General features: G+C 58.3%; 28 protein-coding genes. 14 read left to right on the top strand and 14 right to left on the bottom strand.

Annotated elements, in window-relative coordinates:
* Positions 1-27: 27 nt before the first annotated feature.
* Both NKJ78_RS06130 and NKJ78_RS06125 read right to left on the bottom strand, forming a co-directional pair.
* Positions 28-444: a response regulator gene (locus tag NKJ78_RS06130; RefSeq protein ID WP_023696326.1), complete on the bottom strand. Its 417-nt coding sequence runs from the start codon at positions 442-444 to the stop codon at positions 28-30.
* On the bottom strand, positions 441-3,548 hold the full coding sequence (locus NKJ78_RS06125) for a CheR family methyltransferase (protein ID WP_023687842.1): 3,108 nt from the start codon (positions 3,546-3,548) through the stop codon (positions 441-443). Before NKJ78_RS06125 ends, NKJ78_RS06130 begins: the two co-directional genes overlap by 4 nt.
* 158 nt (positions 3,549-3,706) lie before the next feature.
* On the opposite strand from NKJ78_RS06125, the gene NKJ78_RS06120 reads away from it, so the two are divergent.
* The gene (locus tag NKJ78_RS06120; RefSeq protein WP_050588792.1) at positions 3,707-4,261 is read left to right on the top strand and encodes a response regulator; all 555 of its coding nucleotides are present in this window, start codon (positions 3,707-3,709) and stop codon (positions 4,259-4,261) included.
* Between the two features lie 2 nt (positions 4,262-4,263).
* Positions 4,264-4,554 carry a hypothetical protein gene (locus NKJ78_RS06115; protein ID WP_031197822.1) on the top strand — a complete coding sequence of 97 codons (291 nt, stop codon included), beginning with the start codon at positions 4,264-4,266 and terminating at the stop codon, positions 4,552-4,554.
* A gap of 225 nt (positions 4,555-4,779) precedes the next feature.
* On the opposite strand, the gene NKJ78_RS06110 is transcribed toward NKJ78_RS06115, so the two are convergent.
* The 4 genes from NKJ78_RS06110 to NKJ78_RS06095 form a co-directional block, all read right to left on the bottom strand.
* On the bottom strand, positions 4,780-5,043 hold the full coding sequence (locus NKJ78_RS06110) for a hypothetical protein (RefSeq protein WP_352562393.1): 264 nt from the start codon (positions 5,041-5,043) through the stop codon (positions 4,780-4,782).
* A gap of 339 nt (positions 5,044-5,382) precedes the next feature.
* Complete coding sequence (locus NKJ78_RS06105) at positions 5,383-5,547, bottom strand: hypothetical protein (RefSeq protein WP_023681158.1); 165 nt, start codon at positions 5,545-5,547, stop codon at positions 5,383-5,385.
* Positions 5,548-5,791: 244 nt separating this feature from the next.
* Positions 5,792-7,279 (bottom strand): alpha,alpha-trehalose-phosphate synthase (UDP-forming), encoded by a 1,488-nt coding sequence (locus NKJ78_RS06100; protein ID WP_245271883.1) that lies wholly within the window; start codon positions 7,277-7,279, stop codon positions 5,792-5,794.
* Between the two features lie 286 nt (positions 7,280-7,565).
* On the bottom strand, positions 7,566-7,790 hold the full coding sequence (locus NKJ78_RS06095) for a hypothetical protein (RefSeq protein WP_023681156.1): 225 nt from the start codon (positions 7,788-7,790) through the stop codon (positions 7,566-7,568).
* 192 nt (positions 7,791-7,982) lie between these two features.
* Here NKJ78_RS06095 and NKJ78_RS06090 point away from each other — a divergent pair, with 192 nt between their 5' ends.
* On the top strand, positions 7,983-8,453 hold the full coding sequence (locus NKJ78_RS06090) for a GFA family protein (RefSeq protein WP_050588111.1): 471 nt from the start codon (positions 7,983-7,985) through the stop codon (positions 8,451-8,453).
* A 55-nt stretch (positions 8,454-8,508) separates the two neighbouring features.
* On the opposite strand, the gene ligD is transcribed toward NKJ78_RS06090, so the two are convergent.
* The 3 genes from ligD to NKJ78_RS06075 all read right to left on the bottom strand — a co-directional run bounded on the left by ligD (position 8,509) and on the right by NKJ78_RS06075 (position 11,828).
* The gene (gene ligD / locus NKJ78_RS06085) at positions 8,509-11,151 is read right to left on the bottom strand and encodes a DNA ligase D (RefSeq protein WP_352562392.1); all 2,643 of its coding nucleotides are present in this window, start codon (positions 11,149-11,151) and stop codon (positions 8,509-8,511) included.
* A 162-nt stretch (positions 11,152-11,313) separates the two neighbouring features.
* Positions 11,314-11,607, bottom strand: a complete 294-nt coding sequence (locus NKJ78_RS06080; RefSeq protein WP_023687836.1) for a hypothetical protein — start codon at positions 11,605-11,607, stop codon at positions 11,314-11,316.
* The gene (locus tag NKJ78_RS06075) at positions 11,604-11,828 is read right to left on the bottom strand and encodes a hypothetical protein (RefSeq protein WP_155921617.1); all 225 of its coding nucleotides are present in this window, start codon (positions 11,826-11,828) and stop codon (positions 11,604-11,606) included. The genes NKJ78_RS06080 and NKJ78_RS06075 overlap by 4 nt, the downstream gene beginning before the upstream one ends.
* Before the next feature lie 19 nt (positions 11,829-11,847).
* Between NKJ78_RS06075 and NKJ78_RS06070 the strand changes: the two genes are divergently transcribed.
* Together NKJ78_RS06070 and NKJ78_RS06065 are read left to right on the top strand one after the other, a co-directional pair.
* Positions 11,848-13,014, top strand: coding sequence for a YihY/virulence factor BrkB family protein (locus NKJ78_RS06070; RefSeq protein ID WP_502900854.1), 1,167 nt, complete (start codon positions 11,848-11,850; stop codon positions 13,012-13,014).
* Between the two features lie 73 nt (positions 13,015-13,087).
* The gene (locus tag NKJ78_RS06065; RefSeq protein WP_023668045.1) at positions 13,088-13,384 is read left to right on the top strand and encodes a hypothetical protein; all 297 of its coding nucleotides are present in this window, start codon (positions 13,088-13,090) and stop codon (positions 13,382-13,384) included.
* A 91-nt stretch (positions 13,385-13,475) separates the two neighbouring features.
* Here NKJ78_RS06065 and NKJ78_RS06060 read toward each other — a convergent pair whose 3' ends face one another.
* Positions 13,476-14,876 carry a phospholipase D family protein gene (locus NKJ78_RS06060; RefSeq protein ID WP_352459529.1) on the bottom strand — a complete coding sequence of 467 codons (1,401 nt, stop codon included), beginning with the start codon at positions 14,874-14,876 and terminating at the stop codon, positions 13,476-13,478.
* A 422-nt stretch (positions 14,877-15,298) separates the two neighbouring features.
* Between NKJ78_RS06060 and NKJ78_RS06055 the strand changes: the two genes are divergently transcribed.
* The 5 genes from NKJ78_RS06055 to NKJ78_RS06035 all read left to right on the top strand — a co-directional run bounded on the left by NKJ78_RS06055 (position 15,299) and on the right by NKJ78_RS06035 (position 18,098).
* Positions 15,299-15,826, top strand: coding sequence for a YciE/YciF ferroxidase family protein (locus NKJ78_RS06055; protein WP_352459528.1), 528 nt, complete (start codon positions 15,299-15,301; stop codon positions 15,824-15,826).
* Positions 15,827-16,041: 215 nt separating this feature from the next.
* Positions 16,042-16,254, top strand: a complete 213-nt coding sequence (locus NKJ78_RS06050; protein WP_245259911.1) for a hypothetical protein — start codon at positions 16,042-16,044, stop codon at positions 16,252-16,254.
* 68 nt (positions 16,255-16,322) lie between these two features.
* On the top strand, positions 16,323-17,099 hold the full coding sequence (gene xth / locus NKJ78_RS06045; RefSeq protein ID WP_352562391.1) for an exodeoxyribonuclease III: 777 nt from the start codon (positions 16,323-16,325) through the stop codon (positions 17,097-17,099).
* Between the two features lie 117 nt (positions 17,100-17,216).
* Positions 17,217-17,786, top strand: a complete 570-nt coding sequence (locus NKJ78_RS06040; protein ID WP_352459524.1) for a hypothetical protein — start codon at positions 17,217-17,219, stop codon at positions 17,784-17,786.
* 15 nt (positions 17,787-17,801) lie between these two features.
* Positions 17,802-18,098 (top strand): SemiSWEET family sugar transporter, encoded by a 297-nt coding sequence (locus tag NKJ78_RS06035; protein ID WP_023681146.1) that lies wholly within the window; start codon positions 17,802-17,804, stop codon positions 18,096-18,098.
* Between the two features lies 1 nt (position 18,099).
* On the opposite strand, the gene NKJ78_RS06030 is transcribed toward NKJ78_RS06035, so the two are convergent.
* Together NKJ78_RS06030 and NKJ78_RS06025 are read right to left on the bottom strand one after the other, a co-directional pair.
* The gene (locus NKJ78_RS06030) at positions 18,100-18,699 is read right to left on the bottom strand and encodes a cupin domain-containing protein (protein ID WP_352459523.1); all 600 of its coding nucleotides are present in this window, start codon (positions 18,697-18,699) and stop codon (positions 18,100-18,102) included.
* 40 nt (positions 18,700-18,739) lie between these two features.
* A complete protein-coding gene (locus NKJ78_RS06025) occupies positions 18,740-19,249 on the bottom strand; it encodes a pyridoxamine 5'-phosphate oxidase family protein (protein ID WP_023729504.1) in 510 nt (169 codons plus the stop codon).
* A 137-nt stretch (positions 19,250-19,386) separates the two neighbouring features.
* Between NKJ78_RS06025 and NKJ78_RS06020 the strand changes: the two genes are divergently transcribed.
* Entirely contained in the window at positions 19,387-19,566 is a 180-nt protein-coding gene (locus NKJ78_RS06020) for a hypothetical protein (RefSeq protein WP_023748063.1), read from the top strand.
* Between the two features lie 173 nt (positions 19,567-19,739).
* Here the strand turns inward: NKJ78_RS06020 and NKJ78_RS06015 are convergent, their stop codons facing one another.
* The gene (locus NKJ78_RS06015) at positions 19,740-20,657 is read right to left on the bottom strand and encodes a glycoside hydrolase family protein (protein ID WP_023700021.1); all 918 of its coding nucleotides are present in this window, start codon (positions 20,655-20,657) and stop codon (positions 19,740-19,742) included.
* A 353-nt stretch (positions 20,658-21,010) separates the two neighbouring features.
* Here NKJ78_RS06015 and NKJ78_RS06010 point away from each other — a divergent pair, with 353 nt between their 5' ends.
* From NKJ78_RS06010 to NKJ78_RS06000, 3 genes are read left to right on the top strand one after another with little or no spacing between them, the layout of a single operon-like run.
* Positions 21,011-22,183 (top strand): glycosyltransferase family protein, encoded by a 1,173-nt coding sequence (locus NKJ78_RS06010; protein WP_023748062.1) that lies wholly within the window; start codon positions 21,011-21,013, stop codon positions 22,181-22,183.
* A gap of 2 nt (positions 22,184-22,185) precedes the next feature.
* Entirely contained in the window at positions 22,186-23,328 is a 1,143-nt protein-coding gene (gene glf, locus NKJ78_RS06005) for a UDP-galactopyranose mutase (RefSeq protein WP_352459521.1), read from the top strand.
* 47 nt (positions 23,329-23,375) lie between these two features.
* Positions 23,376-23,897: a ferritin-like domain-containing protein gene (locus NKJ78_RS06000; protein WP_023687824.1), complete on the top strand. Its 522-nt coding sequence runs from the start codon at positions 23,376-23,378 to the stop codon at positions 23,895-23,897.
* A gap of 69 nt (positions 23,898-23,966) precedes the next feature.
* Here the strand turns inward: NKJ78_RS06000 and NKJ78_RS05995 are convergent, their stop codons facing one another.
* Positions 23,967-25,124 (bottom strand): hypothetical protein, encoded by a 1,158-nt coding sequence (locus tag NKJ78_RS05995; protein ID WP_023691420.1) that lies wholly within the window; start codon positions 25,122-25,124, stop codon positions 23,967-23,969.
* Positions 25,125-25,249: the final 125 nt, after the last annotated feature.

Raw genomic sequence — 25,249 nt, 5'->3', positions numbered from 1 at the left:
CAGTGTCTTTGTCCCACGAGAAGTGCGTTACCGGGCTTCTCGTTGGGTTGGCACCGTTCCGCTGTCCTGGTGTCTTGCCAAAGACGTCGGTTGAACACCGAGCATATTTCGCACGGCCTCGACCAGCGCAGCAGCCCACACGGGTTTTGACAGCATCTTGTGATGACGCAAATCTTGCGGGATGTCGGATGCCGTGTACCCACTGACGAAAACAAACGGAATTCCGCGTTGCGCTAGAAGAGGGACAAGGGCAGCGCTGGTCTCGCCGCCGAGACCAATGTCCAGGACCGCGGCAGATATGACTTCACTCTCGATCAGCTTTTTCGCGCGAGCAACGGACGGCACTGGCCCGGCGATGGCGAAGCCGGCCTCTTCCAGAATTGCGCGGTGCTCCTCCGCGACCAGCCATTCATCTTCGACGATAAGGATACGAGATGCAGTCACGTTTCGCTCTCCCGATGATCAAACGGAAACTCAATCCGCAAGCTCAAACCATCGGAACCGAAAGATGTTTCAAAATTTCCGCCAAGCCGATACTCAATTTCGCCTTTTACCAGCGAAAGACCAAATCCCGTCTTCTCAGGTGGAGTGACAGCGGGACCGCCGCTTTCTAACCATTCGAGCTGAAAACCGTGATCCGACGCCGACCAAGTCACGGACACCACGCCGTTTGGCACGGACAAGGCGCCATATTTTCCAGCATTCGTGGCAAGTTCATGGATCACCATGCCAAGCGACAGGCCCTGCTGAGGCTTGAGCCGAATGTCCTCGCCTGTGGTGTTGATGCGTTCCAGCCCGAACGGCTCGACTTCCTGCCGCACGATTTCCTCTACCGAGACCTCTTTCCAGCTTTCGCGCGAGAGCACTCCGTAGGCCCGCGCCATGGCGCGCAGGCGACCGATGAGCGCTTCGGCGAAAGCCTCCGAAGAGGGAGCATTTTTCAGGGTCTGACTGGCAATGCTGACCGTAACGGCCAGCATGTTCTTGACCCGATGATTGAGTTCCGAGATCAATACCCGCTGGTGGGCTTCGGCTTCAGCCATGGTCGTCACATCGACAAAGGTCACCACCACACCTTGGATTTTCCGCACGCTGTCGCGGTAGGGGATCAGCCGCACGAGATAGTGGATGCCGTCGCTATCGCGCGGTAGCTGGTGCTCGATCATCTCGCCGGCCCTGAAAACCTGCGCGATATGGTCGCGCAGGTGCGGATAATCGAGCCGGCTGGCAAGATCGGTAAGCGGTCTTCCGATGTCGGTCGGCAGCAAATTGAAGAACGAAGACGCCGCCGGCGTGAAGCTGCGGATAACCAGCTTGGTATCGAGAAAAACAGTCGCGATCTGTGTGCTCTCGAACAGGTTCTTCAGATCGCTGTTGGCCCGATCGAGATCCTCGATCTTGGAAACCAGTTCGGCATTGATGGTGTTCAATTCCTCATTGAGGGACTGCATTTCTTCCTTGGAGGCCTCAAGCTCCTCATTGGAGGACTGGGCTTCTTCGTTGACCGAGACGAGTTCCTCATTGGAAGATTTCAACTCCTCCAATGCGGTCTCATATTCTTCGATCGTCGATTGCAGGCGCTCGCGCGTATCGCGGAGTTCGCGCTCGAAATCAGCAATCCCGGATGGCTGACGAACCTTTAGAGCCTCCAGCCGCGGCTGCGGCTGGCCCACCGGTTCGAACAGGACGAGAAACAGCGGCTCGCCGCTGCCGCGATCAACCAAGGGCTCGATCGTCAATGTGACGAACTGGACCCGATCTTCATCTTCTTCAATGGCTATCGCTTCGCGCACAACCGTGCGCCGGCCTTCGGCCGCTTCCCGCAAAGCGCCGCGCAGTTCCAGACGCAGGCCGCTGCGTGCCATTGTGAGCAATTGTCTGCTCGGCACCCCTTGCGGCGGCTCGAGATATTTGCCGGTTCTGACCGAGTAATAGACGACATCTCCATCACCATTGATGACGACATGGGCCGGAGCGTAGCGTTCGAGAACATGGGCTTCAACGGTTTGCCTTAGGGAATAAGACAAGCCGCGGCGGGCATGAGTGTCATTGGCGCTGGAAAAGTTGCTTGCAGGCGCAGCATTCAACAAGATCGGCAGCCGCGGCGGCGCCGTATGTTCTCGTGCCTTGAATATCCGTTGTTTCTTGTCGACCGGTGCAAACAGATCGGCATGCTGGCTTATGCTCTCGGAGGTGCCAAGGAACAGATAGCCGCCGGGCTTCAGCGAATAGTGGAAGGTCGGAATAACCTGCTTTTGCACATCGGGGCCGAAATAGATCAGCAGGTTCCGGCACGACACCATGTCCATGCGCGAGAAGGGTGGATCGCGGATGACGCTGTGCGCCGAGAAGATGCAGAGATCACGTACGCTCTTGCTCAAGATGAAACTTGTGCCGTCATTGCTGAAGAAGCGTTCGCGACGTTCAGGCGAAACGCCCGCAAGCAATGACTCCGGATAGCGCGCCGAACGTGCGATGCCCAACGCCGCGTCATCGATGTCCGTGGCGAAAATCTGGATGCGCGGCACAGCCGAAAGTGTATCCATATGCTCGCGCATCAGCATTCCGATCGAGAAGACTTCCTCGCCGGTTGCGCAGCCGGGCACCCAGACGCGGATCGTATCGTTGGCGTCCTTGCCTTCGAAAAGTTTGGGGATGACGGTTTCTTCCAGGGTCTTGAAAGCGTCCGTATCGCGGAAGAAATTTGTCACGTTGATCAGCAGGTCGCGAAACAGCGACCGCACTTCCTCCGCATTTGAACGAAGCAACTCTATATAGGCATCGATCGCGGTGTTCTGTGTTATTTGCATGCGTCGCCTGACGCGGCGCAAGAACGTCTTGGCCTTGTAGCCCGAGAAATCATGTCCCGAATGGCTGCGCAGGATCGCGTAGATTTCTTCCTGGCCCTTGCGGAGTTTCAAAGCACTGGCCTTGCCATCGTCAGCTTCAAGCTCGTCGAGCAGTTCAAAGCTGTGGGCAAATTCCATGAGTTTCGCACCCATCTCATCGGCCGGGATGGCGATATCGATCAGACCGGAACTGATCGCGCTGCGCGGCATGTCGGGATTGCTCGGACCCGACTCGTCGGAGAGTTGCGCCAGCGTCAGGCCGCCATGCTCCTTGATTGCCTTGATGCCCAACGTACCGTCGGAATCGCCGCCCGACAGGACGACGCCGACGGCGTATTCGCCCTGATCCTCGGCCAGCGCGCTGAAAAAGATATCGATGGGCTTGCGCTCCCTGGACACCGAATTCGGTTGGCGCAGCTTTAGGCTGGAATTTTCGATGGTGAGGATCGCGTTGTGCGGCATCACATAGACGGTGTCAGGATGGATATCCATTGCATCTTCAGCGACACGAACCGGAATTCCGGTGTAAAGCGCAATCACTTCGTGCAGCAGACTTTCCCGTTCCGGGCTGAGATGCGTGACGATCACGAACGCCATCCCGCTCGAAGACGGCATCCCGCGAAAAAATCCCTCCATGGCGGCAATGCCGCCCGCAGAGGCGCCAATACCGACTATGGGGAACCTCGGCAGCTTTTGCATCAATTGTCCTGCTTCAGTGAAATGCAACGCGGCAGCGCTGATTTCGATCCAATGTGTAAACCGTTCCTGGTCGAATTCCCATCCCGCACCGCCGATAGCCACGGAACCGATGGACGCGACCGCCGTTTAAAGCCCGGAGGGCTGCTATGTTATTAGGCATGCGAATTCTGCTCGTCGAGGACGAATTCTTGCTGGCAAGCGAACTTGCCTCTTATTTCAGCGATTGTGGGGCGACCGTTTTGGGGCCGGTGTCGTCAGTCAGCCGGGCTCGACGATATATCGATTCAGCGGACGGGGCGGTGCTGGACATCGATCTTAACGGTGAGACTGTTTTTCCCCTCGCCGATGAGCTGACGGACAGAGGCATCCCGTTCGTATTCTTCTCCGGAAACGATCAGATCACCCTGCCGGAGCGGTTCCGGTACACCCAAAACCTCTCCAAGCCGGCCGGGTTCAGGACGGTTGCCGGGATCCTCGCCGCGCAATCAACAGCGCTTGGTGAAGACAATGTCTTCCGCGCTCTTCCAAAACTGAGGCTGTCCGCGCGGCTGCTGCTGGGCGACCCACAGGCGGCCGATCGCCTCGTGGAACGCACATTGAAGGCGGCGCTGGAGGAGCGGTTGTCGACGCGGCATGACCTTCCCTTGAGCGAATGGCTCAATACACTCATGGAGGAGGTGCTCCGCAACGACAGGTCTGGCATCATGAATTAAGATTGTCCGATAGTTTGCCGCAGGCCGCCCTGTCGACCGCCCCCGCTACGGTACCCCTCCCCAAGAGCGCTTCGCTTCGTCTTGCAAATACGGCCGCATTCCTGCTAGAAATCCTCGTGGCCAAACCTCCGCAAACCAAACCTGACTCATTCCGCGATCCTGTTGAAGGCGACGCACTCGCAGCGCTGCTCGACGAAATCGCGGAAGAGGAAACACCTGAACGGCTGTTGAAGCTCGCCCTTGAGCTGCAGCAGCAACTGCTGTTGTCAAAGCAGCTGAAAAATCCCAACTGAACGGCCTGCAGCTAGGCATCTTGATTTGCCTCGAGTTCCACGATGGCGTCATCGCCTCGTTCGCCAGACCGATGCTGCTGCGGTAATCTTTCTGCGCTCGATGTGGGCGAAACCCCAGTCTCAATAGCTCAGCGGTTCCTGCGCCCAGAAGGCCCTGATCCCATCATGACGCCGATGAGACGACCAGGAAGATCAGGGCCAACTTGGGTCGCAGCCCAAGGTCGATCACTGCTGCCCTGGCATCTCGGTATTTTCTTGCGGGTTCTTTTTAACGCCGGGCGAGGGTGATGTCTCAGCGGGGGCATTACCGCCTTGGTTCTGTTCCGGGGTGCGCTTTACTGGCGATGTCTGCCACGATCCGCCTGAAAGGGGTATGAACACAAAGAAGGCTAGCAGGGCGACGAAGATCACAGCCGCAATGACGACGCCCCACCCGAGTACATTTCGGGTGCCACGCTGTTCTTCCTTCCGGGACACATGCTCCGTCATCACTGGACTCCTTTGTGTCATTCGACGAGGTACAAATTTATCGTGCAGATCGACCGCACGGTCTGCTCTTCCCCGACGCGTGCCGCCGGCACAGCCGAAGAAGCTGAAGCTAATCTTCTCCAGCTTTTCGGCTGCCTGGTTTGGCGGCCCGCTTTGGGGCTTTCGGCACTGCCGGTTTCCGCTCGGGTGCAGGCGGATTGATCGCCTCGTGCGCCAAACGGGCTTTGCGCAATCGCGCCGTTTTCTCTTCCCGCGCCTTGCGCTCGGCTTCCATTACGCCTTGTGCGTAGAGGGTGGCTCGTGCGTCTCTGTCGTTTGCGGATCCACTGGCCGCCATAGTCAGCCCTCCGCCTTGTAATTTCTTGCTTCCTTCTTGGCGCCGTCTTTGCCGTGCTCGGCTGCAAGCTCTTTGGCCTGCCCGGGTGACACGTCGGTGGCTTCGGCCAACTTGATTGCCTCTTGTTCAGAGAGATCTCTGTCCTTTCGCGTGGGGTTCTTTGTCATCGCAGATCTCCTATCAGAGCCCAAACGACCGGACCGGCGGTGTGTTCCCTGGAGCCTTCGATAGTCCACCGATTGAGGCGGGCTATCGCGCTTCCGTCAATGAGCGAAAAGTTTTGATGCGGACGACAAGATACATGATCAGCTTCAAGGCCTTTCGAACTGCTCCGGCCAGCCGGGTTATGGCCGGGCTATGGCCGCGTGGGACGCGTGACACACGGACGGATTCAGGCATCGATGCCAGGCGCTAGTTCTCGCCCGCGAGCGTGGCGAGAAATGACCGCCGCCATTCTGCTGCGTCATTGCGCGTGATGCGCTTGAGCAGTGCACTATGCCTTGCAATTCTTTCCTCAAGCGGCATCGCGAGCGCTTTTGCGATCGCGTCAGCAACCTCGTCGACCGCATACGGGTTCACGATCAAGGATTCGGCAAGTTCTTCGGCCGCACCCGCAAAACGCGACAATACCAGCACTCCGGGATCGGCTTCGTCCTGCGCGGCTATGTATTCCTTGGCGACGAGGTTCATTCCGTCACGCAGGGGCGTGACCAATCCGACCTGGCTAGCGCGCAACAGGCCAGCAAGCCGAGAGCGTGATACGGCACGGTGGATGTAGCGGATCGGGGTCCAAGCCAAATCCGCGTATCTTCCGTTGACCGCGCCGGCGGTTGCCTCAAGCTGGGCCCGGATGTCGGCATAGGCGCTGACCTCCTCGCGCGTCGGCGACGCAATCTGCAAATATGTTGCCGCCCGCTCGTGTTCCGGATGCCTTTCCAAAAGACGCGCGAAAGCCTGCATGCGGCCGGGGAGACCCTTGGAGTAGTCCAGCCGATCGACGCCGATGATTTGCTTGAGGCCCAGAATCTGGCGGCGCATGGAATCAATCTGCACATCCTCCGCCGCCTCATTGGCCATGCGTGCGATTGAATCGACGTCGATGCCTATCGGAAAACACCTCGATAACAACGTGCGGCCGTTCATCTCAGCCGAACCATTGATATCAAAAGTAATGGAGTTGGCCGCCTGCACTGAGCGCCGGAAATTCCCCACGTCCGTTTCGGTCTGGAATCCCACGACGTCATACTGAAGCAGATCATCGATGAGTTCTTCATGGTCGGGCGTGGCTACAAACAGGTCAGGCGGCGGGAAGGGTATGTGAAGAAAGAAACCGATCCGATTCCGGACTCCCAGCCGCCGCAACTGGGCGGCCAAGGGGATAAGGTGGTAGTCGTGAACCCACACCAGGTCGTCGTTGCCCGACAGCAGTCCTGCGAGCGCCTTCGCGAACCGCGCATTGATCTGCCGGTAGGCGTGTAGAAACTCTGCCCGGTGGTTCACCAGGTCGAGTCGGTAATGAAAAAGCGGCCACAGCGTGCTGTTGGCATAGCCATTGTAATAGAGCGAATACTCCTCATACGGCAGGGTAAGCGCAGCCGTCTCGATCTTTCCCACGCGTTCCAAGCGGATTAGCGGTTCGTCGCTCGCGGCGTAGTCCTGATACTCGGCGCTTGCTCCCAGCCACAGGCCTCCACGCTCGGCCAACGCATCCCCGATGCCTACAGCAAGTCCGCCGGCTTGCGACAGATCGCGAATGTTCCCCAGCCTGTTCGAGACGACAACCAGACGACGCGGGATGGCGCGATCGCCAGTTGGCTCCCCACCTACTGCGTCGCGCTCAAGAGGGTCACCAACCGTTTGCGAAGCCTCGTTGAGAATTTCATCCGGTCGCTGCAACAAGAGCAAATCCTGAGCGTGAAGATCGCTTGGGGAACGGTCCGCGCGTGCGATTGTTCCCGACGTAAGTGTCCAGCCGGATTCGCTGGTTCTCGGCCCGCTCGGGCGCCTTTTTCAGCGGCTCTCGCAGGATCGTCGTCGGACACACCGGTGATGAGACCCCGATCCAGCACGCCGAGCAGCCGCTTTGGCGACGGCCGGACTTACCGCTTTGGTATTCATGCTGCCGGATCCCCTGCCCTGTCATATCAACTCCCCACCTTGGCAAAAGCCCCAAGTGACCAAACCGTCAGTCCACCTCGATTACCTTGCGCGTCGGCTTTCGTTGGCGGGGCGGCTGCTTTGCGGCTACGGGCGCGGGCGGGGTCTGCGCTATCGATGCCTCCAACAACTGTCGCTGTTCTCTAAGCCGCGCCGTCTTGGCTTCCCTGGCATGCCGCTCCGCTTCCAACAGCAACTTGGCTTCTCGATCCGCCCTCTCGATCTTTTCCCTGTCGACGCGTCGTGTTTTCAAGGTCGCCTCCTTTGGTCAGACGGCGAACAAAGTGCGGACCTGAAAAAATGTTCCCAACAAATCAAGGCCTGATCTGCCTCAAATGATATTGACCAGCAGCCCGCCGGTTGCGCGCATCTGCGGCTCTGTGACGTCCAAAGGAACTGCTTGCCGTCCGCGGCGTTACGCCACCACGCTGGCCGGAAGATTACCATGGACGACAAACCCCGAACGACGATCAGAAAACCGGCCCGGATTGATCGAGGGCATTGCTTTTGCGGAGCCATCACAGCTGAATTCAGTGGCGATCCCTTTTGGATTTGTTTCGACCATGACGATGACTGCCGACGAGCGATCGGCAGCCCACTGACGATCTGGATTGGCTATCGTCCAGATCAGGTCGATTGGCTCGGCTCCAAACCAAAAACATTTTCGAAAACCAGGGGGGTCGTGCGCTCCTTCTGTTCGGAATGTGGCACCTCGATTGGGTACACCGATGAAGGCTTGCCAAATGAGTTCTACATCTCGATCGGATTCATGGACGCGCCCGAGAAGTTCCATCCCCAAGCTCAAGCCTATTGGGAAATGCGACTGCCGTTTATCAGGATGGATGACGGTTTGCCTCGCGTCGAGGGCTACACCCGAGCGCGCGACCCCACCCTGGGCAATCCCAGAGACCGGTGAGGCAGGAGGCTGGATCTCGGGCGTCGTACCTGCAAGCCAGCGCGAACCGACGTCGTCATGCGGCGAGCTTTGCTGAACCGATCCGTTTGATGGCGATGCTGATCGACCGTTCGCCATCGTCGTAGTCGGCCCAGGCGACGGTCTTTTTCAGGTGGCCCGGAACCGTGCGAACGGTGTATTTTTTCGGATCGAGATCCGCCTTCACCTGACTCCAGGTCAGCGGCATGGATACAGTCGCGCCTTCCCTGGCGCGAGGGGAGAGAGGGGCGACGGCTGTCGCCATGCGATCATTCCTGAGATAGTCGAGAAAAATCCGGGATGTCCGCAGCTTCTTGGCCATGTTGACGAGGTAGAGATCCGGGCTGTCTGCCGCCATCTGGATGCAGACGGCCTTTGCGAAGGCCTTGGCCTCGGCCCATGTCGTCTTGCTGCGGCGGGCCGCCAATGGCGTCACGACATGCAAGCCTTTGCCGCCCGTGGTTTTGCAGAAGCTCACCAAGCCCAGATCTTCGAGACGATCGCGCATTTCCTTGGCAGCCGCGACCACCTTCGCAAAAGGGACTTCCGGACCAGGGTCAAGGTCGAAGACAAGTCGGCCAGGTATTTCGGGATGACCCGGCTGGCAATTCCAGGGGTGAAGCTCAAGGCCGCCTATCTGGGCGATCGCGGCCAGACCCTCGACGCGGTCGATTTGCAGATACGGTTTGTGATCGCCGAAGACTTTCACCAGTTCCAGCAGATTGGATGTGCCTGGCATTGCGTGGCGCTGGAAAAACTGCTCGCCAGCGTAGCCATCCGGCGCGCGCACGAGTGAACAGGGACGACCTTTGATATGTCTGATCATCCAGGGGCCAACGGTCTCGAAATATTCTGCAAGATCGAGCTTGTCGACGGGCTGACCGTCGCCGGCATTCGGCCAAAGCGGCTTGTCCGGCTTGGAAATGATGACGCCCATGACAACCGGGCTTTTTCCTGTCTTGCCAGTCACCTTGGCAGGGTCGGCAATCGGCGTCTCTTGAGGATCGGCTGGACGCTCGGCCTCGACGTCTTTTGCGGGCTTGTCTTCACGCAGGCCTTTGAAGGCGGCCTGCCGGATATTGCCACCCCCGGTCCAGCCGGCGAACTCGATTTCCGCGACCAATTCCGGCTTCGTCCAGAAGACGGTTGAATTCCTTTTCGGTGCGCCGTCGCCGGTAAACGGCGACGTCGCGGCTTTCATCTCCTGCAGCCTGGGCATCAGCTGCTTGACCTTTGCCTCGCTGAATCCGGTCCCCACACGGCCGATATAGGCGAAATGTTCACCGCGATTGACGCCGACGAGCAATGACCGGATTTTGCCGTTGGTCGTCGACCAGCCGCCGATGACCACCTCATGCCCGGCGCGGCATTTCGATTTGGCCCAGGTGTCGGTCCTCCCCGAAACATAGGTTGCATCGGCCCTCTTGGAGACAATCCCCTCAAGCGAAAGGCGACAGGCAGAACGCAGCACCGCGTCGCCGCCATTGCTGAAGTGCTCGACATAGCGGATGAGATTTTGCGCGCCGCGATCGACTTCGCCGAGCATCTCGCTCAGACGTTCCTTCCGTTGTGAGAGAGGCATCTTTCGCAGATCGACGCCATTTGCGAAGAGCAGGTCAAAAGCAAAGTAGATCAGGTCTTTCGTCCGGCGCTCCGACAGCGCTGCCTGCAGTGCGGCAAAATCGGGCGCGCCGTTCTCGTCAAGCGCTACGATCTCGCCGTCGATGATGACGTTGGGAAGACTGGAGGCCTCCTTTGCGATGGCGCCAAATTTCTCCGTCCAGTCAAGACCCTTGCGGGTCCTAAGCTCGATGTCCTTGTCTTCCACGCGCAACTGGACGCGATAACCGTCAAACTTGATTTCGTGAACCCAGTTCGTCCCGGCCGGCGGCCGGGAAAGCGTTGCGCAAAGCTGTGGTGGGATGAAGTCGGGCATCTTCGCCGCTGAGGCACCAGCGGCTCGCTTCGGCCGCGGAGCAGGCTTTGCCGACTTGGCGGCGCGCTTGTCGGCATGGCCGCGCTTGCTGTCCCAAACGGCATCCGCATCGGCCGACGATGAACCTTTCATCATGAACGGCTTCGGACCTGCCCCCTTTCCCGCTGCAATCCTTTCCATGCTCCGACCGGAGGCGACGGATCGGTCCTGAGCCAGCACCGCATCGCCATTGCCCTCTGTCGCGTATTTGTCGCGGTGTTTGATCAGCAGCCAGTTGGTCCGCTTCCTGCCATTGCGGTCATGCTTCATGCGCACGAGGACGAAGCTTCCATGCAGGCGCTTGCCCTGCAGCGTGAATTTCAGGTCGCCTTTTTCCAACGCCTTTTCGGGAGACATGGCGCCTCCCGGTTCCCAATATCCGCGATCCCACAACTGCACCGTGCCGCCACCATATTGTCCTTTGGGAATTGTGCCTTCGAAGTCGCCGTACTCCAGCGGGTGGTCCTCAACCTCCACGGCAAGTCGTTTGTCGTGAGGATCCAGTGATGGACCTTTGGTCACAGCCCATGATTTGAAGACCCCGCCAAGCTCGAGGCGAAGATCATAGTGCAGCCGCGTGGCCGCGTGTTTTTGGATGACGAACCGGAGTCGGTTCGAACCCGCAATCGAGCTTTCGCCGCTGGGCTCTTTCGTCTTCGCGAAATCCCTTTTGGCCCGGTAGGTTGAAAGCTCGCCCGTTTTCATGGAAGTGCCCCGACTAATGACGCAACGCCGGGACTCAACGCAGTGGGTGAGATTTGGTTCGGTTCATAGCCGAGACGACGCCGATGCTGCTTTTCCGCTTCAGAGTGGCATCGGCGTCAAATGAGGCCTTCACGGAGACTACAGGTGTCGTCACCGCTGACGTTAAGGTTCCTTGGTTTGCCCAACCATTTTTGCAAGCTCTGAAAATGGTGGGATGTCCAGTTCGCCTTGCGCGTTGTTTGCGATCTGCAGAAGCCGGATCGGGAAGCAGATCGCGTCACGGTTGGCCGGTGACATGTCTTCGTAGGTCCGCTCGTCACCTGTCATGGACGCCTCTGCCTTTCGCAGGGCGGTATCGATCTCGTCAATTGACAGCAGACCTTTGTGAACGAGCAGGTTGTTGATTGACGCGACCGCCATCATCAACCCTTCAAGCTGAAGATTGGCAACGTTCATGGCTTGACCGTGTTTCCGCCGCCCGGCCTCGCCGGGGCGTTCTGGCCATCGGATTGGTGCGTCTTGTCATCCACCTCATTGACTGGCCGCGTCAGACCGACCCCACTCTTGGGTTTCTTGTTGCCGGCCGCATCCTGAGAGAACGCATCCGAAGGATCAGGACCTGTTCTAGCCGGGTACTTCGTTGCGCCGGTCTCGCGACGGTTTTCATTATCAGGCATTTTTGATCACTCCAATCGGATGACCGATAACCATTACGAGCCCGGCGAGTTCCGGCGCCGCATGGAACATTTCTGGCCGTTCGTGCAGAGACAAGCGGGCGTGTCTCGGCAATCGCGCCTCGCGCACTGGCGGCAGGTCTCGCTTTCGTTGCCGACAGCACTAGGTTGCTCGTTGAGGCAAAAGGAATTCCCCATGCGGGTGGCACGTGAAGCCTGGGTTCTTGGCAAGGAGAGCATCCTCGGATTCATCAACGACAATGCCCTCAGCCACGGTGCGGCGATGGCGTTCTATGCCGTTACGTCCCTGGCCCCGATCTTGTTGATCGTTGTTGCGATTGCTGGACTTGTCTTTGGGCATGAAGCAGCTCAACTCGCTCTGTCGGCCGAAATCGCAGGCGTGATGGGATCGCAAACCGGCGACCTTCTGCGCAGCACCATCGAAAGCGCTTCTCACAGAACCGCCGGCACTCTTGCCACCTTGGTGGGCATCGTCACCCTCTTCGTGACAGCCTCCGGGGTGTTTGGCGAAATGCAGCTTTCGCTCAACACAATCTGGAAGATTGACCCACCACCCATGTCTGTGTCGCGATTGGTGCGGGCGCGGGCGGCCAGCCTGGGTCTGGTTGCAGCGTTGGGATTTCTACTGCTTGTGTCGTTGGCGGCGAGTGCCGCCATTTCCGCGCTTGGCGCTGTCATCAACGCCCATCTGCCGTTCGGCACGATCATTCTCGCGTCGATAAACGGCATTGTATCGTTCGTGCTGATTTCCGCTCTGTTTGCCGCGATCTTCAAGATCCTGCCGGACCGGTCGCTCGCTTGGCGCGATGTCGCAATTGGCGCGGCAGTGACCGCTTTGCTCTTCACCATCGGCAAGTCGCTGATTGGCTGGTATATCGGAACCAGCGCGATCGCATCCTCCTATGGCGCGGCGGGTGCACTGCTGGTCGTGCTGCTTTGGGTTTACTATTCGTCTGAGATATTCCTGCTCGGCGCCGAGTTCACGCGGGCCTATTCCGTCCGTCTCGGCAGTCGGTCCGACCTTCAACCGATAGTGGAGGCAGAGAGCCCGTCGCGACAGACATCGAACCCTGGGCCAACTATCCAACGCGAGGTGCAGGCCTGGATTGTGATCACGGGTTTGCTGACCTTCGTGGCGACACGGGTCTGGCCATCGCGGCGATCTTAGCTGCTTCCCACCAATTCTGTTTCTTTGGAACGCAACCCGGACACCGGAATTGCATAGGAACAGGAGGTTGCCCATGCCAAAATTCCGCTTTGAGACGACAGTATCCGGCCAGACTACCGCTCTCGAGGAAGAGCTAGCGAGTGCGGAGATGGCCAGTCCGAGAGCAATAGAGATGGCGCGCGTAGCGGTGGCGGCGGATCCTGGGTCAGGAACCAAGCAATCGGGATCGACTATCAAGGTCTACGATGAAGCCGGATACCTGGTCGCCACAGTCAATTTTTCCGACGTGTTGCCGAGTGATCCGGACGCCGGACAGCATGGGATTGGCGACGCGGTTGTCGAAGAACCGGGTGTGATGCGGTCTGGCTGACCCGTGGTAGATCAGGGTTTCACGTTTCGCTCACGCGATCCCCGGCAGGGCAATTCGCTGAGATCGCGAGGTCCTCGGCCATCATCAGATGCTAGAGCTGAGATTCGATCGGGAGGTGACGGACGAAGACCGCCAGGATACGGCGAAAAAATCCGGCTTCTGGTTCATGCGTATAGTCCTGAATCTTGCCTTCGCCGCATCCATGCCAATGCAGAACATTGTGCTTCAGTTCGAGCCGATAGCTTGTTTCCGGAGATATTTCCGATTGGAATCGATGCCGCAGCTCGGCGACCAATTTCGGATCCTCAAACAGCACGCCCATTTCCGAGTTCAAGGACACTGACCGTGGATCGAAATTGAAGGAACCGACGAAGCCGATATTGTCGTCGACGGTGAAAGCTTTCGTATGCAGACTGGCGCCCTTCGAGCCAAACACCGAGATTGCGGAGCGCCGGTTGAACGGCTGAAGCTCGAAAATATTGACGCCATTCCTCAGCAGCCGCTTGCGATAGTTTGCGTAAGCGCCATGGACTGCGGCGACGTCCGTGGCGGCCAGGGAATTGGTCAGAACCGAAACGTCAACACCGGCGCCGACAAGGTCCAGCAAGATCGCTGTGCCCCTTTTGCCGGGGATGAAATAGGGCGACACAATTTCCAGACACCCGCGCGTGGATTGGATGATCGGACGCAGCTCTTTCATAAGCCAGCTGCGACGTCTCCAACCACGAACCTTCTCCGGCGGATCGGAAATGACCCGCACGCCATCCACCCAATGAACGTCGTTGCTGGCCGCAATAAACTCTGTGATCGAGCCCCGGTTGCCGATGCCGTTCAGGAATTTGGGATCGGGGCCGGTATCGCTTCCTTCAAGCCATTTGGCATGCTCATGCTCAGCCACTGATCCCAGGGTTTTGATTGGCTTGGCTTCATTGCAAGCCCAGAAGGCATCGAATATCGCCGCGGTTTGCCGTACCGCAGGCCCCAGGAGCAGCAGATCGAGGTCCCGGAAATTGGTTTCTGCCGCATCGAAATAGGCATCGCCAACATTCCGACCGCCGACAATGGCAAATTTGTCGTCGACGATCCAAGCCTTGTTGTGCATCCGTCGCGTCAATGCAAAGAGCCGCAACAGCACTTCCACACCACGCATGATCCGGCCGCGCCTGATACCGCTCGGATTGAACAACTTCAATTCGATGTTTGGATGGTTGTTCAGCGCCAGATATGCCGCATCATTTTTACGCGGATTGACGTCGTCAAGGAGCATGCGCACCCGGACACCGCGCTCAGCAGCTCGAAAAACCTCGCGAAGCAGCAAGCGGCCGGTGTGGTCATCATGCCAAAGGTAATACATCAGGTCGAGGCTGCGCTCAGCGCTCCTTGCCGCCAGCACGCGCACAGCGAAAGCGTCATAATTGTCCGAGACAAGCAGCAAGCCGCTCTTGCCGGTTTTGATGTTGTCGTCTGCGGTTCGCGAAACCGATACGTCCATGAAAATTGCCACCTTTGGACGGCGCTCGCGCCATCCCGCTCAAATCATAGCTAGAACCATTCTGAGGTATTCTGGTTGCATACGCAGCGTCCAATCACCCAATTCCTGGATGCAAGCGGGGCCCAGCAATCAAGCGGCTGCAGAGCGGTCAGGAGGCTTGAGAGGCGTTGCCCCGACTGCTCTGCTGCCGCCGCGGAACTTGCTTCTCCTGTAGTCCCAGCCCCTCACACCGTGAACTGTTGGCGAGAGCCCGATGGCGTGCGCCCCGCCGCGGCTCTTCGACGAGAATGACGTGGTTATTGTTCTCACTGAAGCGCACGACCCTTTAAATTTAGATATCTCCATTATGCCGGAACCGGGTTCGGGTTTCCGAGTTAAGAAAATGCTCGCGACGGGCAATTTTCAACAGAGGAGACGGCACAATGCCCACTGCCAAGAAAGCCAATGGCAACAACAAGGACCTGGAGGACCTTTTCCTCGATGGCCTCAAAGACATCTACTATGCCGAGAAGAAAATTCTGAAAGCCTTGCCGAAGATGGTCAAAGGCGCATCCGAAGAGCAAGTTTCGGCAGCATTCGAGAAGCACCTCGCTGAAACCGAGGGGCAGGTCGAACGTCTGGAGGAGGTCTTCGAGATCCTCGGCGCGGCCGCGCGCGGCAAAACCTGCCCGGCGATCGACGGCATTCTGGAGGAAGGATCTGAAATCCTTCAGGAGTACAAGGGTTCGACTTCGCTCGATGCAGGGCTCGTCGGTGCCGCGCAAGCCGTGGAGCACTACGAGATCGCCAGGTATGGAACCCTGATTGCCTGGGCTACGACGCTCGGCAAGGATGACGTGGTTGCGCTCCTCAATGCGACACTTGAGGAGGAGAAGGCCACTGACGAGGCGTTGACTGCCCTCGGTGAAGCCGGCGTCAACGAACGAGCGGCAGAACGGAAAGCGGCTTGATTGATCGCCTACCCAACCGCCTCGGCGACCCATGTGCCGAGGCGGTCCCGGGAGATGAAGGACATGATCACGCATATCTACAAAGGACTGGAATGTTTCCTGCTTGAGTGTTCGGCCGCGCTGGTCAGGCGCCGCGCGCTTGGCGGTTTGCGCAGCGATCCTCGGCAGCTGCGAGAAGAGCGCAGAGATGAGTTCAGGGCCCGCAAAGTCGCCGAATGAGCGCCAAGATGGAGAGTCGGATGGGCTTCTTTGGAAAATATTTCTCAGGACTGTTGAGCAAGAAATCGACTGACGGCAAGGGGAGCGGCGATATGCGGAAAGCTACCGGCGCGGGTCCGGCGATTGCTGCCCATTCCAAAGATGCAAAGACATCCGCGGCTTCCGGTCAAAGCACCAATGCTTCGAGCAAAAATGCAGATGGACGATGACAAAAGGCAAGATTTGGCTACCGACTCTATGTCGCATCGAAGCGGCGCAAAGACGTTAAATCGTCGAGATGACCCGCATCGCAACCTTCAACGTCAATGGCGTCAACGGCCGACTGCCAGTGCTTCTCAAGTGGCTTGGCGAAACCGGCTATGACATCGTCTGCCTTCAAGAACTGAAGACCTCTGACGAAAAATTTCCCGTCGACGCGATTAGAAACGCCGGCTATGGCGCAATCTGGCACGGACAGAAGTCCTACAATGGCGTGGCAATCCTCGCTCGCGGGATTGAGCCGCTGGAACGTCGTCGAGGTCTGCCGGGCGGTCCCGACGATTCGCACAGCCGCTACATCGAGGCAGATGTGAATGGGCTTGTTGTCGGCTGTCTGTATTTGCCCAATGGCAATCCAGCGCCGGGGCCGAAGTTCGACTACAAACTTCGCTGGTTCCGACGTTTGATCACCTATGGCCAGGTGCTGCTCGGCGATAGCTCACCGACCATCCTGTGCGGCGACTATAACGTCGTTCCAGGCCCGATCGACGCGGCGGTGCCGGGGCGCTGGGTTGGCGATGCCGTTTACTTCCCCGAGAGCCGGAGCGCGTACGCCGAAATGCTTGCTCAGGGCTGGTTCGATGCGGTTCGTCGCATTCATCCAGAAAAAGGAATTTACACCTATTGGAACTTCTCCTACCGCGGCGGGTACGATCGGAGTTCCGGGCTCCGGATGGACCATCTCTTGCTGAGTTCATCCCTATTGGATCGCCTGAAGAATGCCGGAGTAGATGCCGAAACGCGTGCATGGGACAAGCCGAGCGATCATGCGCCAGCCTGGATAGAACTTGATTGAGCTTCCTCGGCAAGGAGCCTGAAGACCTAGTGGCGCTCCTTCGTGATTACATTTGGCCGCGCATGTCTATCGTCAACAATGAGGACTGCCGGCGCCAAGCGATTCAAGGACGCAATGATGACAAACACTCAAAAGGAAGCTGAACTGATTGCGCGCCTTGCACGCCAGCATGGCGTCACTGATGGCGCTGTCATGGCTGTCCTTGAGGCGTTGCGGCGTGGTGGTGGAACCATGGCCCAGTTCAGCCACGTCGACTTCGGAGGAATGTCACAATGGTCCTCCGGCATGACGATGGTCGGCGACATGTTCGATGACAGCCTCAAAGCGAAGCTCGACACTATCGCGGCGGAGCTCTCGGCCTACTTGCGCGAACATCCCGCCAAGCCACAACGCGACGACACGAATGTGAGCTATCGTTCTGCAGGTATGGCCCACGCCGGCTCATGGTGGCCTGAGGAGCTTGGGAGCCCGTCTGCCGCTGGTTCTCAAAACAATATGCGCTACGCAGCGTTTCCTGAGCGAAGCCGCCTGGTCATCGACGATCATGGAAAGACGGAGATTTATGACACAGGCGACCATCGCATATCCGGTGTTTCGCAGAGCCAGAGCACGGCCTCCACCCTGACCTTTGTCAGCCAGCACGGCGTGGTCCGCGTATCTGATCTCAAGCGCGTATCTGCGACGTAGGTCAGGGCCGCTTCCATGCAGACAGTCACGCTCATCGGCTATCTCGCGACCGTCTGCTCGATGAGCAGTTTCACCCCGCAAGCCTGGAAAATCATCAGGACACGGGAGACAAGCGGCATCTCCGCGCCGACGTATGCCATCACTGTGTTGGGCTTCGCCTTGTGGCTGGCCTTCGGCATCATGAAGGCAGAGTGGCCGATCATAATCACGAATGGCGTCTGTCTCCTGCTGTCAGCCTTCATTCTCACAATGACAGTCCTGCCGCAGGCTGAGAAAGACGCAGTTGCCAAGGCTTTCGACCCCGACGACTAAATTAGCGCTTCCAACTTTTCAGCAGCGGACCTTGGCTACCATATGCAGGATCCTTGCGCGGACGCCCCACGCTGGGGATGGTTGCGAGCGCATCGCTATGCTGATCCTTGCTCCTACATTCGTCATAACTCCCAAACGGAGGATACGCGCCGACAACCAAAAAATCATCGGATGCCGAGACGCATTGGTGCCCGGTGCCTGCCGGGAGGACCGCGACGTCACCGGCCTTCAGCGACAGCGTTCGTCCTTTCTTGCCGCCAAACCGGACTTCAGCATTTCCGCGCGCAATTCCCAGAACCTCGTGTATTTGCGAATGATAGTGAACGTAATCATAGATGCCGTTTCGCCAGCTATCGCCCCATCCGTTTGCATCGAAAAGCACCTCCATGACGGCTGCTGGATCAAGTCCTTCGGGCAATTCGACGGCGCCGCGATAAACGACGAGCGGCCATGCTGGATGATTGGGCACAAGTCCATCATCCTTGAACCAGAACTCATTCGACTTTCGCTGCCTCACCAATCCGGCGACGATTTCCATGCGCGGTCTTGCGAAACCGGTGACGTTCTCGAGCACCTTCTTGCTGGTTTCCAAAATGCTCATCGACGCTGCCTCTAAAGCAGAGGTTAGTTTAGCCGCTCGCTCAGAGCTCGACCTTTGCGTTGTCGCCCACATTCGGCTTGGCGCCGGTAACGGCCGCAAACACCATCGTTGCGGTAGCCATGATTAGCCCCGGGCTGTCCCACAATTCGCCTTCGTCGGGTTTGACCGTTATCAGACGAATCTCGGGATCATCGGCATTATCCCACCAGGCTGAGTCAGTTTTCTCCCAGAGCTCGGCGATCTTTTCCCTGTCATTTGTCACTGTGGCCGGGCCTGACATCGTGACGTATTTGTAGTGGCTGTTGTCACTCCAGGCCAATGTGACCTTTGGATAGGTCGACAGTTGCTTGCTCTTGGCGCTGTCGTCATTGACGAGGAAATATATGGCGTTTTCTTCACGGACCACACGCGCAGATAGCGGACGGGCTCGATTGTACTCGCCGTCCCAGGTCACAAACATGCAGACGTCGATGTCCTCGGCGAGTTCCCAGATGCGGTCTGTCGCCTCGGCGGGCGTGAGGTCCGTCTGCTGCTCTCGGCGGTTAGCCATAAGCGTTCTCCTGCGGGTAAATATCCTCGCTTACAACTCACGTCCCGCCACGACGTTCCAACTCACTGGGTCCTTCGGCTTGCTAAAGCGGTGGAACTTTCGAAATTGCCGGAAGTTTGGATGGCAAACGCGAGGCCATGATGGCGGACAAGACGCTTCGAACATCAAAACGGACACCCGAGCAGGACGCAAAGGGTCAGTCGGAAAAGGACCACAAGGGCGGGGGAAGCGATGGCGTCGCCAGCGCCGATCCGCGGGTGATCTCCGGCAAAAAAGACGGCGACGCGACATTCCCTGTCAAGGGACCGAAGAAATAGCTATGAGCCCATTAGTCGGGCATCTGGCGGTGTCATCGATGCGCGGAGACAATTGACGAACGGGCTGAAATCATTTCGCGATGACACTTTGCTACCGTCACCGACGCGGATCACCTTCAACCCTCAGGAGTTGGACGCGCATCCGCCTGAAGGCGCTAATGGCAGCCTGGAAATCACGCGACCTTTGAAAAGAGAGCGACGTCGCATCTGGCTAAACCATAGCGCCATCGGTGATCGGTTGTGGCAACCCGGCTCTGGTAGAACAGTGAAAGCTGACTGCCATCGATCATCACTGTCGAGTGGCCGTTCTCGCCCGGTTGACCTGGCTCCAACACCGGGCCGATCGAAACGTAAGGCCCGCTGACCTCGTCGGCGATGGCAAAAAACACCCGTTGCCGGTTTCCCCGAAGGCCATTCGGAAGAAAGCAAGTGGCGTTGAGAAGCACCCGGCCGTCCGGCAGCTCGATCAGTTGCGCGCCCTCAATGCCCCATTCGTAGTCGGGATCATCTCTGGTGTTATGGTGGGGAACATCGTTGTGGTCGAGGATTTTGCCGATCCGCTTCCACGGACCGAACCACGAGTCGGACTGGCTACGTGCCAGATAGATGTCGGGCTGAGGCACCCTGGTGAATTTTGGCATAGCCGAATAAACCAGGTAGCGCCCACCTCCAATGACTGCTGGATGCGGATCGTAAATGCCGTCCTCTTCCGTGTCCGGGATGGCCAGAATGGCCGGACTGAGGACTACCCAATGGAACCCGTCGTTGGAAACCGCATGCTCGCAACGGCCACCCGACTTCATGAATTCCGTCTGGATGAACATGTGGAAGACGCCGCACTCGTGGGTCACACCGGGAGCCGCAACACCAGTACCGTTGATTGGAAGTTCGATCGGCTCATGCTCGGCCCACGGCCCATAAAGATCGGGCGCCGTGGCATGCAAGATTCTCCACGTCTCAGTGGTGACCGTGCCGCTTGACCCGAAGACGTGCCAGACACGGCCATCAAAGACAGGACACGGGTCCTTGAGATCATCCACGCTTTGCGGATGAAACAGTGGAAAAACGTTGGTTTCAAAGTTGATGTTCATGTCAGCCCCGGAATTCGCCTCGGCAGTCGGAGACGCGCAGAGATACAGGCGAATCATTGATGTTAGGCACATTCTATAGCCAACGAGTTCAACGCAAATACGGCAATGCCGCTGTCCACCAGCATTCGTCGTTCAACCACGCTTTCAGTGGCGGCCGGGTTCCGACAGCCGCCCTCGCCTCCGCAACCAGATCCCGCTTCGTGCGTGGACCAAGCGGGCGACCGGGCCTTCTTCATTTCGGTTGGAACAACTCACCTGATCGAAAGTTAGGAGCTGGAACTAAGTAGTTCTCTCCATTCGCGATTAACAAATGTTAATCGTAACATAAATAGTGTCACAGAGGGAGTATGTCAATGGAAGCGGCCTTTGGCGGGGTAACCGGCAGTCAATATGTTCGTCGCGAAAATATACTGGTTTGCTTCTCCCACTTACGATGGAATTTTGTTCACCAGCGTCCGCAGCATCTCCTCACTCTCGCATCCGCTCAGCAGAGAGTGGTCTACTTTGAAGAACCCGTTTTCGAAGAATTGGCGCAGCCGCTGATGCGGACGAGCGTGGCATCGGAAAACATTCTGATTGTCACACCAGTGCTGCCGCTTGGCACGTCGGCCGCGAAAGCAGATGCCGTCCAGCGGAGATTTGTGCAGCAGACCATCGCTTCTATGCCGCATAGCCGGCTGATCGCCTGGTACTACACCCCAATGGCTCTTCGCTTTACGGAATTCCTCGACCCAGACATATGCGTCTATGACTGCATGGACGAACTCTCTGCGTTCAGGAATGCGCCTCCCGAGCTTGGCCAGATGGAAAAGGCGCTTCTGCGCCGCGCGGATCTCGTTTTCACCGGTGGTCTAAGCTTGTTCGAGACCAAGCGTCACCTGCATCCTGCCATCTTTCCATTTCCGAGCAGCATCGATGTGAGGCACTTTCACATCGCAAGACGGCCAGGAAGGGACCCAGCCGACCAGGCGGGCATTCCTTCCCCGAGGGTTGGATATTTCGGCGTCATCGACGAGCGGCTGGACGTCGATCTCGTGGCGCTAGCGGCAAAGACAATGCCGGACGTGCATTTCGTCATGCTCGGTCCGGTTGTCAAGATCGACCCTGCAAGCCTGCCGCAAGCCGAAAACCTGCATTGGCTTGGCCCGAAAGCCTACTGCGATCTGCCCGACTATCTGCGCCATTGGGACGCCGGATGGATGCCGTTTGCCCTCAACGAGGCCACGCGTTTCATCAGCCCGACCAAGACGCCGGAATTTCTCGCTGCGGGTCTGCCGGTGATCTCGACGGCAATCGTCGACGTGGTGCGCAGTTACGGTGCTGCCGGGCTGGTGGAAATCGCCGACTGTGACGATCTGGAAATCAAGCTGCGCTCCGTTCTTTCGCGACCGCGTCAGATGCTCCTGCAGCAGGTCGATGCCTATCTTGCGGACATGTCCTGGGAACGGACATGGAATGCCATGGCAGCTCACATTGAGCGCGCCTACCAACGCAAGAAGGTCGTGCCCCTTCGCAGGAGTGCATAGCCATGTTCGATTGGCTGATCGTCGGCGCGGGTTTCGCCGGCAGTGTGCTTGCCGAACGGATAGCGTCGCAGCGTCAGGAAAGCGTTTTGCTGATCGATCGCCGCAGCCATGTGGGAGGCAACGCCTACGACTGCTACAATGAAGCCGGCATCCTCATCCATCGCTACGGCCCGCACATCTTCCACACCAACAGCCAAACGATCGTGGACCACCTTTCGCAGTTCACGCAATGGCGGCCGTACGAGCACAGGGTGTTGGCGGCCGTGGACGGGCAACTGGTTCCCATCCCGATCAATCTCGACACCATCAACCGGCTTTACGGGCTGGACCTGACCTCGGCACAGCTGGAGGATTTCTTCGCGTCGAGACGCGAAACGGTGGAGGATGTCCGAACGGCTGAGGACGTTGTCGTCAGCACCGTGGGGCGCGAGCTCTATGAAAAATTCTTCCGCGGCTACACAAGAAAGCAATGGGGCGTCGATCCCAGTCAGCTGAGCAAATCCGTGACGGCACGAGTGCCGACCAGGACCAACCGTGACGATCGCTATTTCAGCGACAGCTTCCAGAAAATGCCGGCCGGCGGGTACACGCGGATGTTCGAACGCATGCTCGATCATCCGAACATCAAGATCATGCTGCAGACCGACTTCCGTGAAATTCGTGAGAAGATACCGTTCAGGCGCATGGTTTATACCGGCCCGATCGATGAATATTTCGGCTGGCAGCTCGGGCACCTTCCGTACCGTTCGCTTCGTTTCGAGCACGTTACACTGGATTGCGAGCAATTTCAGCCGGTTGCCGTGGTCAATTATCCCCAGACGGAAGATTACACGCGCATTACCGAGTACAAACATCTGACCGGCCAGCAGAGTTCGCGGACCAGCCTGACCTACGAATACCCCACGGACATCGGGGACCCGTACTATCCCGTGCCCCGGCCCGAAAACGAAATGCTCTACAAGCGCTATGAAGCGCTCGCGGCAAGCTGCCCAGACGTCTGGTTTGTCGGTCGGCTTGCAACTTACCGCTATTACAACATGGACCAGGTAGTCGGACAGGCTCTGGCCACTTTCTCGCGCATCCAAAAAAGCCTCCCGGCCTGGGCGCGCACGGACGAGCCGTTGTTGGCCGAGCCGAGAAGATAGTTTCTTTCAAGACGGAAGATCGGGCGGGTATCAGAAGGAGAAACTCGATGGATACAAACTTCAACTCGGAAAGCCGTGAGATATTTATCGTCGGCTTGCGCAACGCGCACGCCATGGAAAATCAAGCGCTGTCGATCATGAAGCCTCAGGTCGAGCGTATAGAGAACTATCCGGAGGTGGCCGATCGCTTGCGCCGGCACATTCAGGAAACCGAAGGCCAGATCACGAGACTCGAGTCCGTCCTGGAGGGCCTTGGCGAGGAGCACTCCACCCTCAAGGACACCGCCTTGTCGATGGTTGGCAGCGTGGCCGCCATTGGACATTCGATGGCCGGCGACGAGATCATCAAGAACAGCCTGGCGAATTTCGCATTCGAGAACTACGAGATTGCTGCCTACAATTCGCTGCTGGTACTGGCCGACGCCGGGGGCTTCCAGGATGCTGAAAGGGCCCTCAAGCAGAACCTGAACGAAGAGGAAGCCATGGCCAACTGGCTCAAGGAAAATCTGAGCGACGTTACCATGCGGTATGCCAGGTTGCGCGAGGCCGGGGCGACTGCAAAAAGCTGATGCACCGCACCGGCGCGGGCGGCGTTTCGAAACAGACGCCCGCCCGCCCCTCCCCCGTTTGAGGCCCCTTCAAGGCGTCGTGTCCGCCACGAGAAGAGCTTGCTGACGGGCCAGTTCATCTGCTGTGGGTTTGCGCAGGTGTCGCCTGCCATCAGCCTGGATGACGGAAAACAAACCAACCTCGGCATGTCGCGAATTGTCCCAGCCCGGGTAGGCCGTTATCGGGTACAGGCAAATACCCTCGATCGGCGCTCCGAGACTGATTGCGGAACGCACCTCGTCGCAGACATAGTGGAGCCAAGCCGGCCCGCCGGATCCCTCGGAGCCGGTCTCCGCAATGAACATCGGCTTGCCGTACCGGTGAGCAACTTCTAGCAACATTTCCGACAGGGCGCGGTACTCGTGGTGTCCCATCGGAATCGTCGGCCCGTTTACGTACCATTGATTGTGCGGGTAAAAATTCAAGCCCACGACATCGACAACATCTTCGCTCCCGCCCAACTCAGGTTCGACGCGGCCCAGCAACATGTCGTAAGCTTCGAACTGTCCCTGTCGGGCGTTTTCGGCCCGGCGCCGTTCGCTGCGGGTCCGGTCACGAGGGGCGATATGGATAAGCGGCTCGGCCCAGACAAATCTGCAGGCGGGATCGATCTCCCGCATTGCACGAACACCCGCGATGGCGGCCTTGACGAGGTGCCGCTTGAACCATCCACGTTTGTTCGGCCCCACGCGCGGGAAATAGCCGACCTCGACAGCCCATGCGAAAAAGGAGATTTCGTTGATGGGACACAACAGAGGCGATGTTCCGGTGATCGAACGGTGTACCTTGACGGCTTCCGCCGCGAACGAGGCATAGGCGTCGATGAAATGCAGCGAGCCCTGATCGACATGGTCCGGAGATCCGTAGTGAAAGATGTCCCAGATTACCTGAACACCTGCCGATCGGGCTGCCTCGACCATTGGCGCCCAACTTGACCAGTCATAGGTTCCGGGAGCGGTTTCGATCAAATGCCAACGCAGGCCGTCGCGGATGGTGCGAAGGCCGAGTTCGGCGCAGCCGCGGTAGTCGCCCAGGGCATGCAAATTATGCGAGGTCGCACGAATAAGATCGAGGCGAACGCCGTCCTTGCGCCGGTGCGAGGAGCATTCAAAGCCTGCCATGAAAAAACTGGCGAAGCGCGAAGCTTCCGGAACCGAGGCCTCCGTCTGGCGTCCCACTTCGCTCATTTTTCGAAGTCTCCTTTGGGCAATCGGCTTCGAACTCGGCCGCCTTGTCCGGACCGGGAACCGCGTTGGCGAAATACCGAATTCAGTCGGGCGCGCCCCATGTTCGTTGCTCAGTCCAGCTCGTC

Origin of the sequence: Mesorhizobium sp. M0037, assembly GCF_040323635.1 — a bacterium.
In the GTDB taxonomy this organism is placed as follows: Bacteria; Pseudomonadota; Alphaproteobacteria; order Rhizobiales; family Rhizobiaceae; genus Mesorhizobium.
The sequence above is the reverse complement of the archived record's forward strand: the minus strand, read 5'-3'. Positions and strand labels throughout refer to the sequence as shown.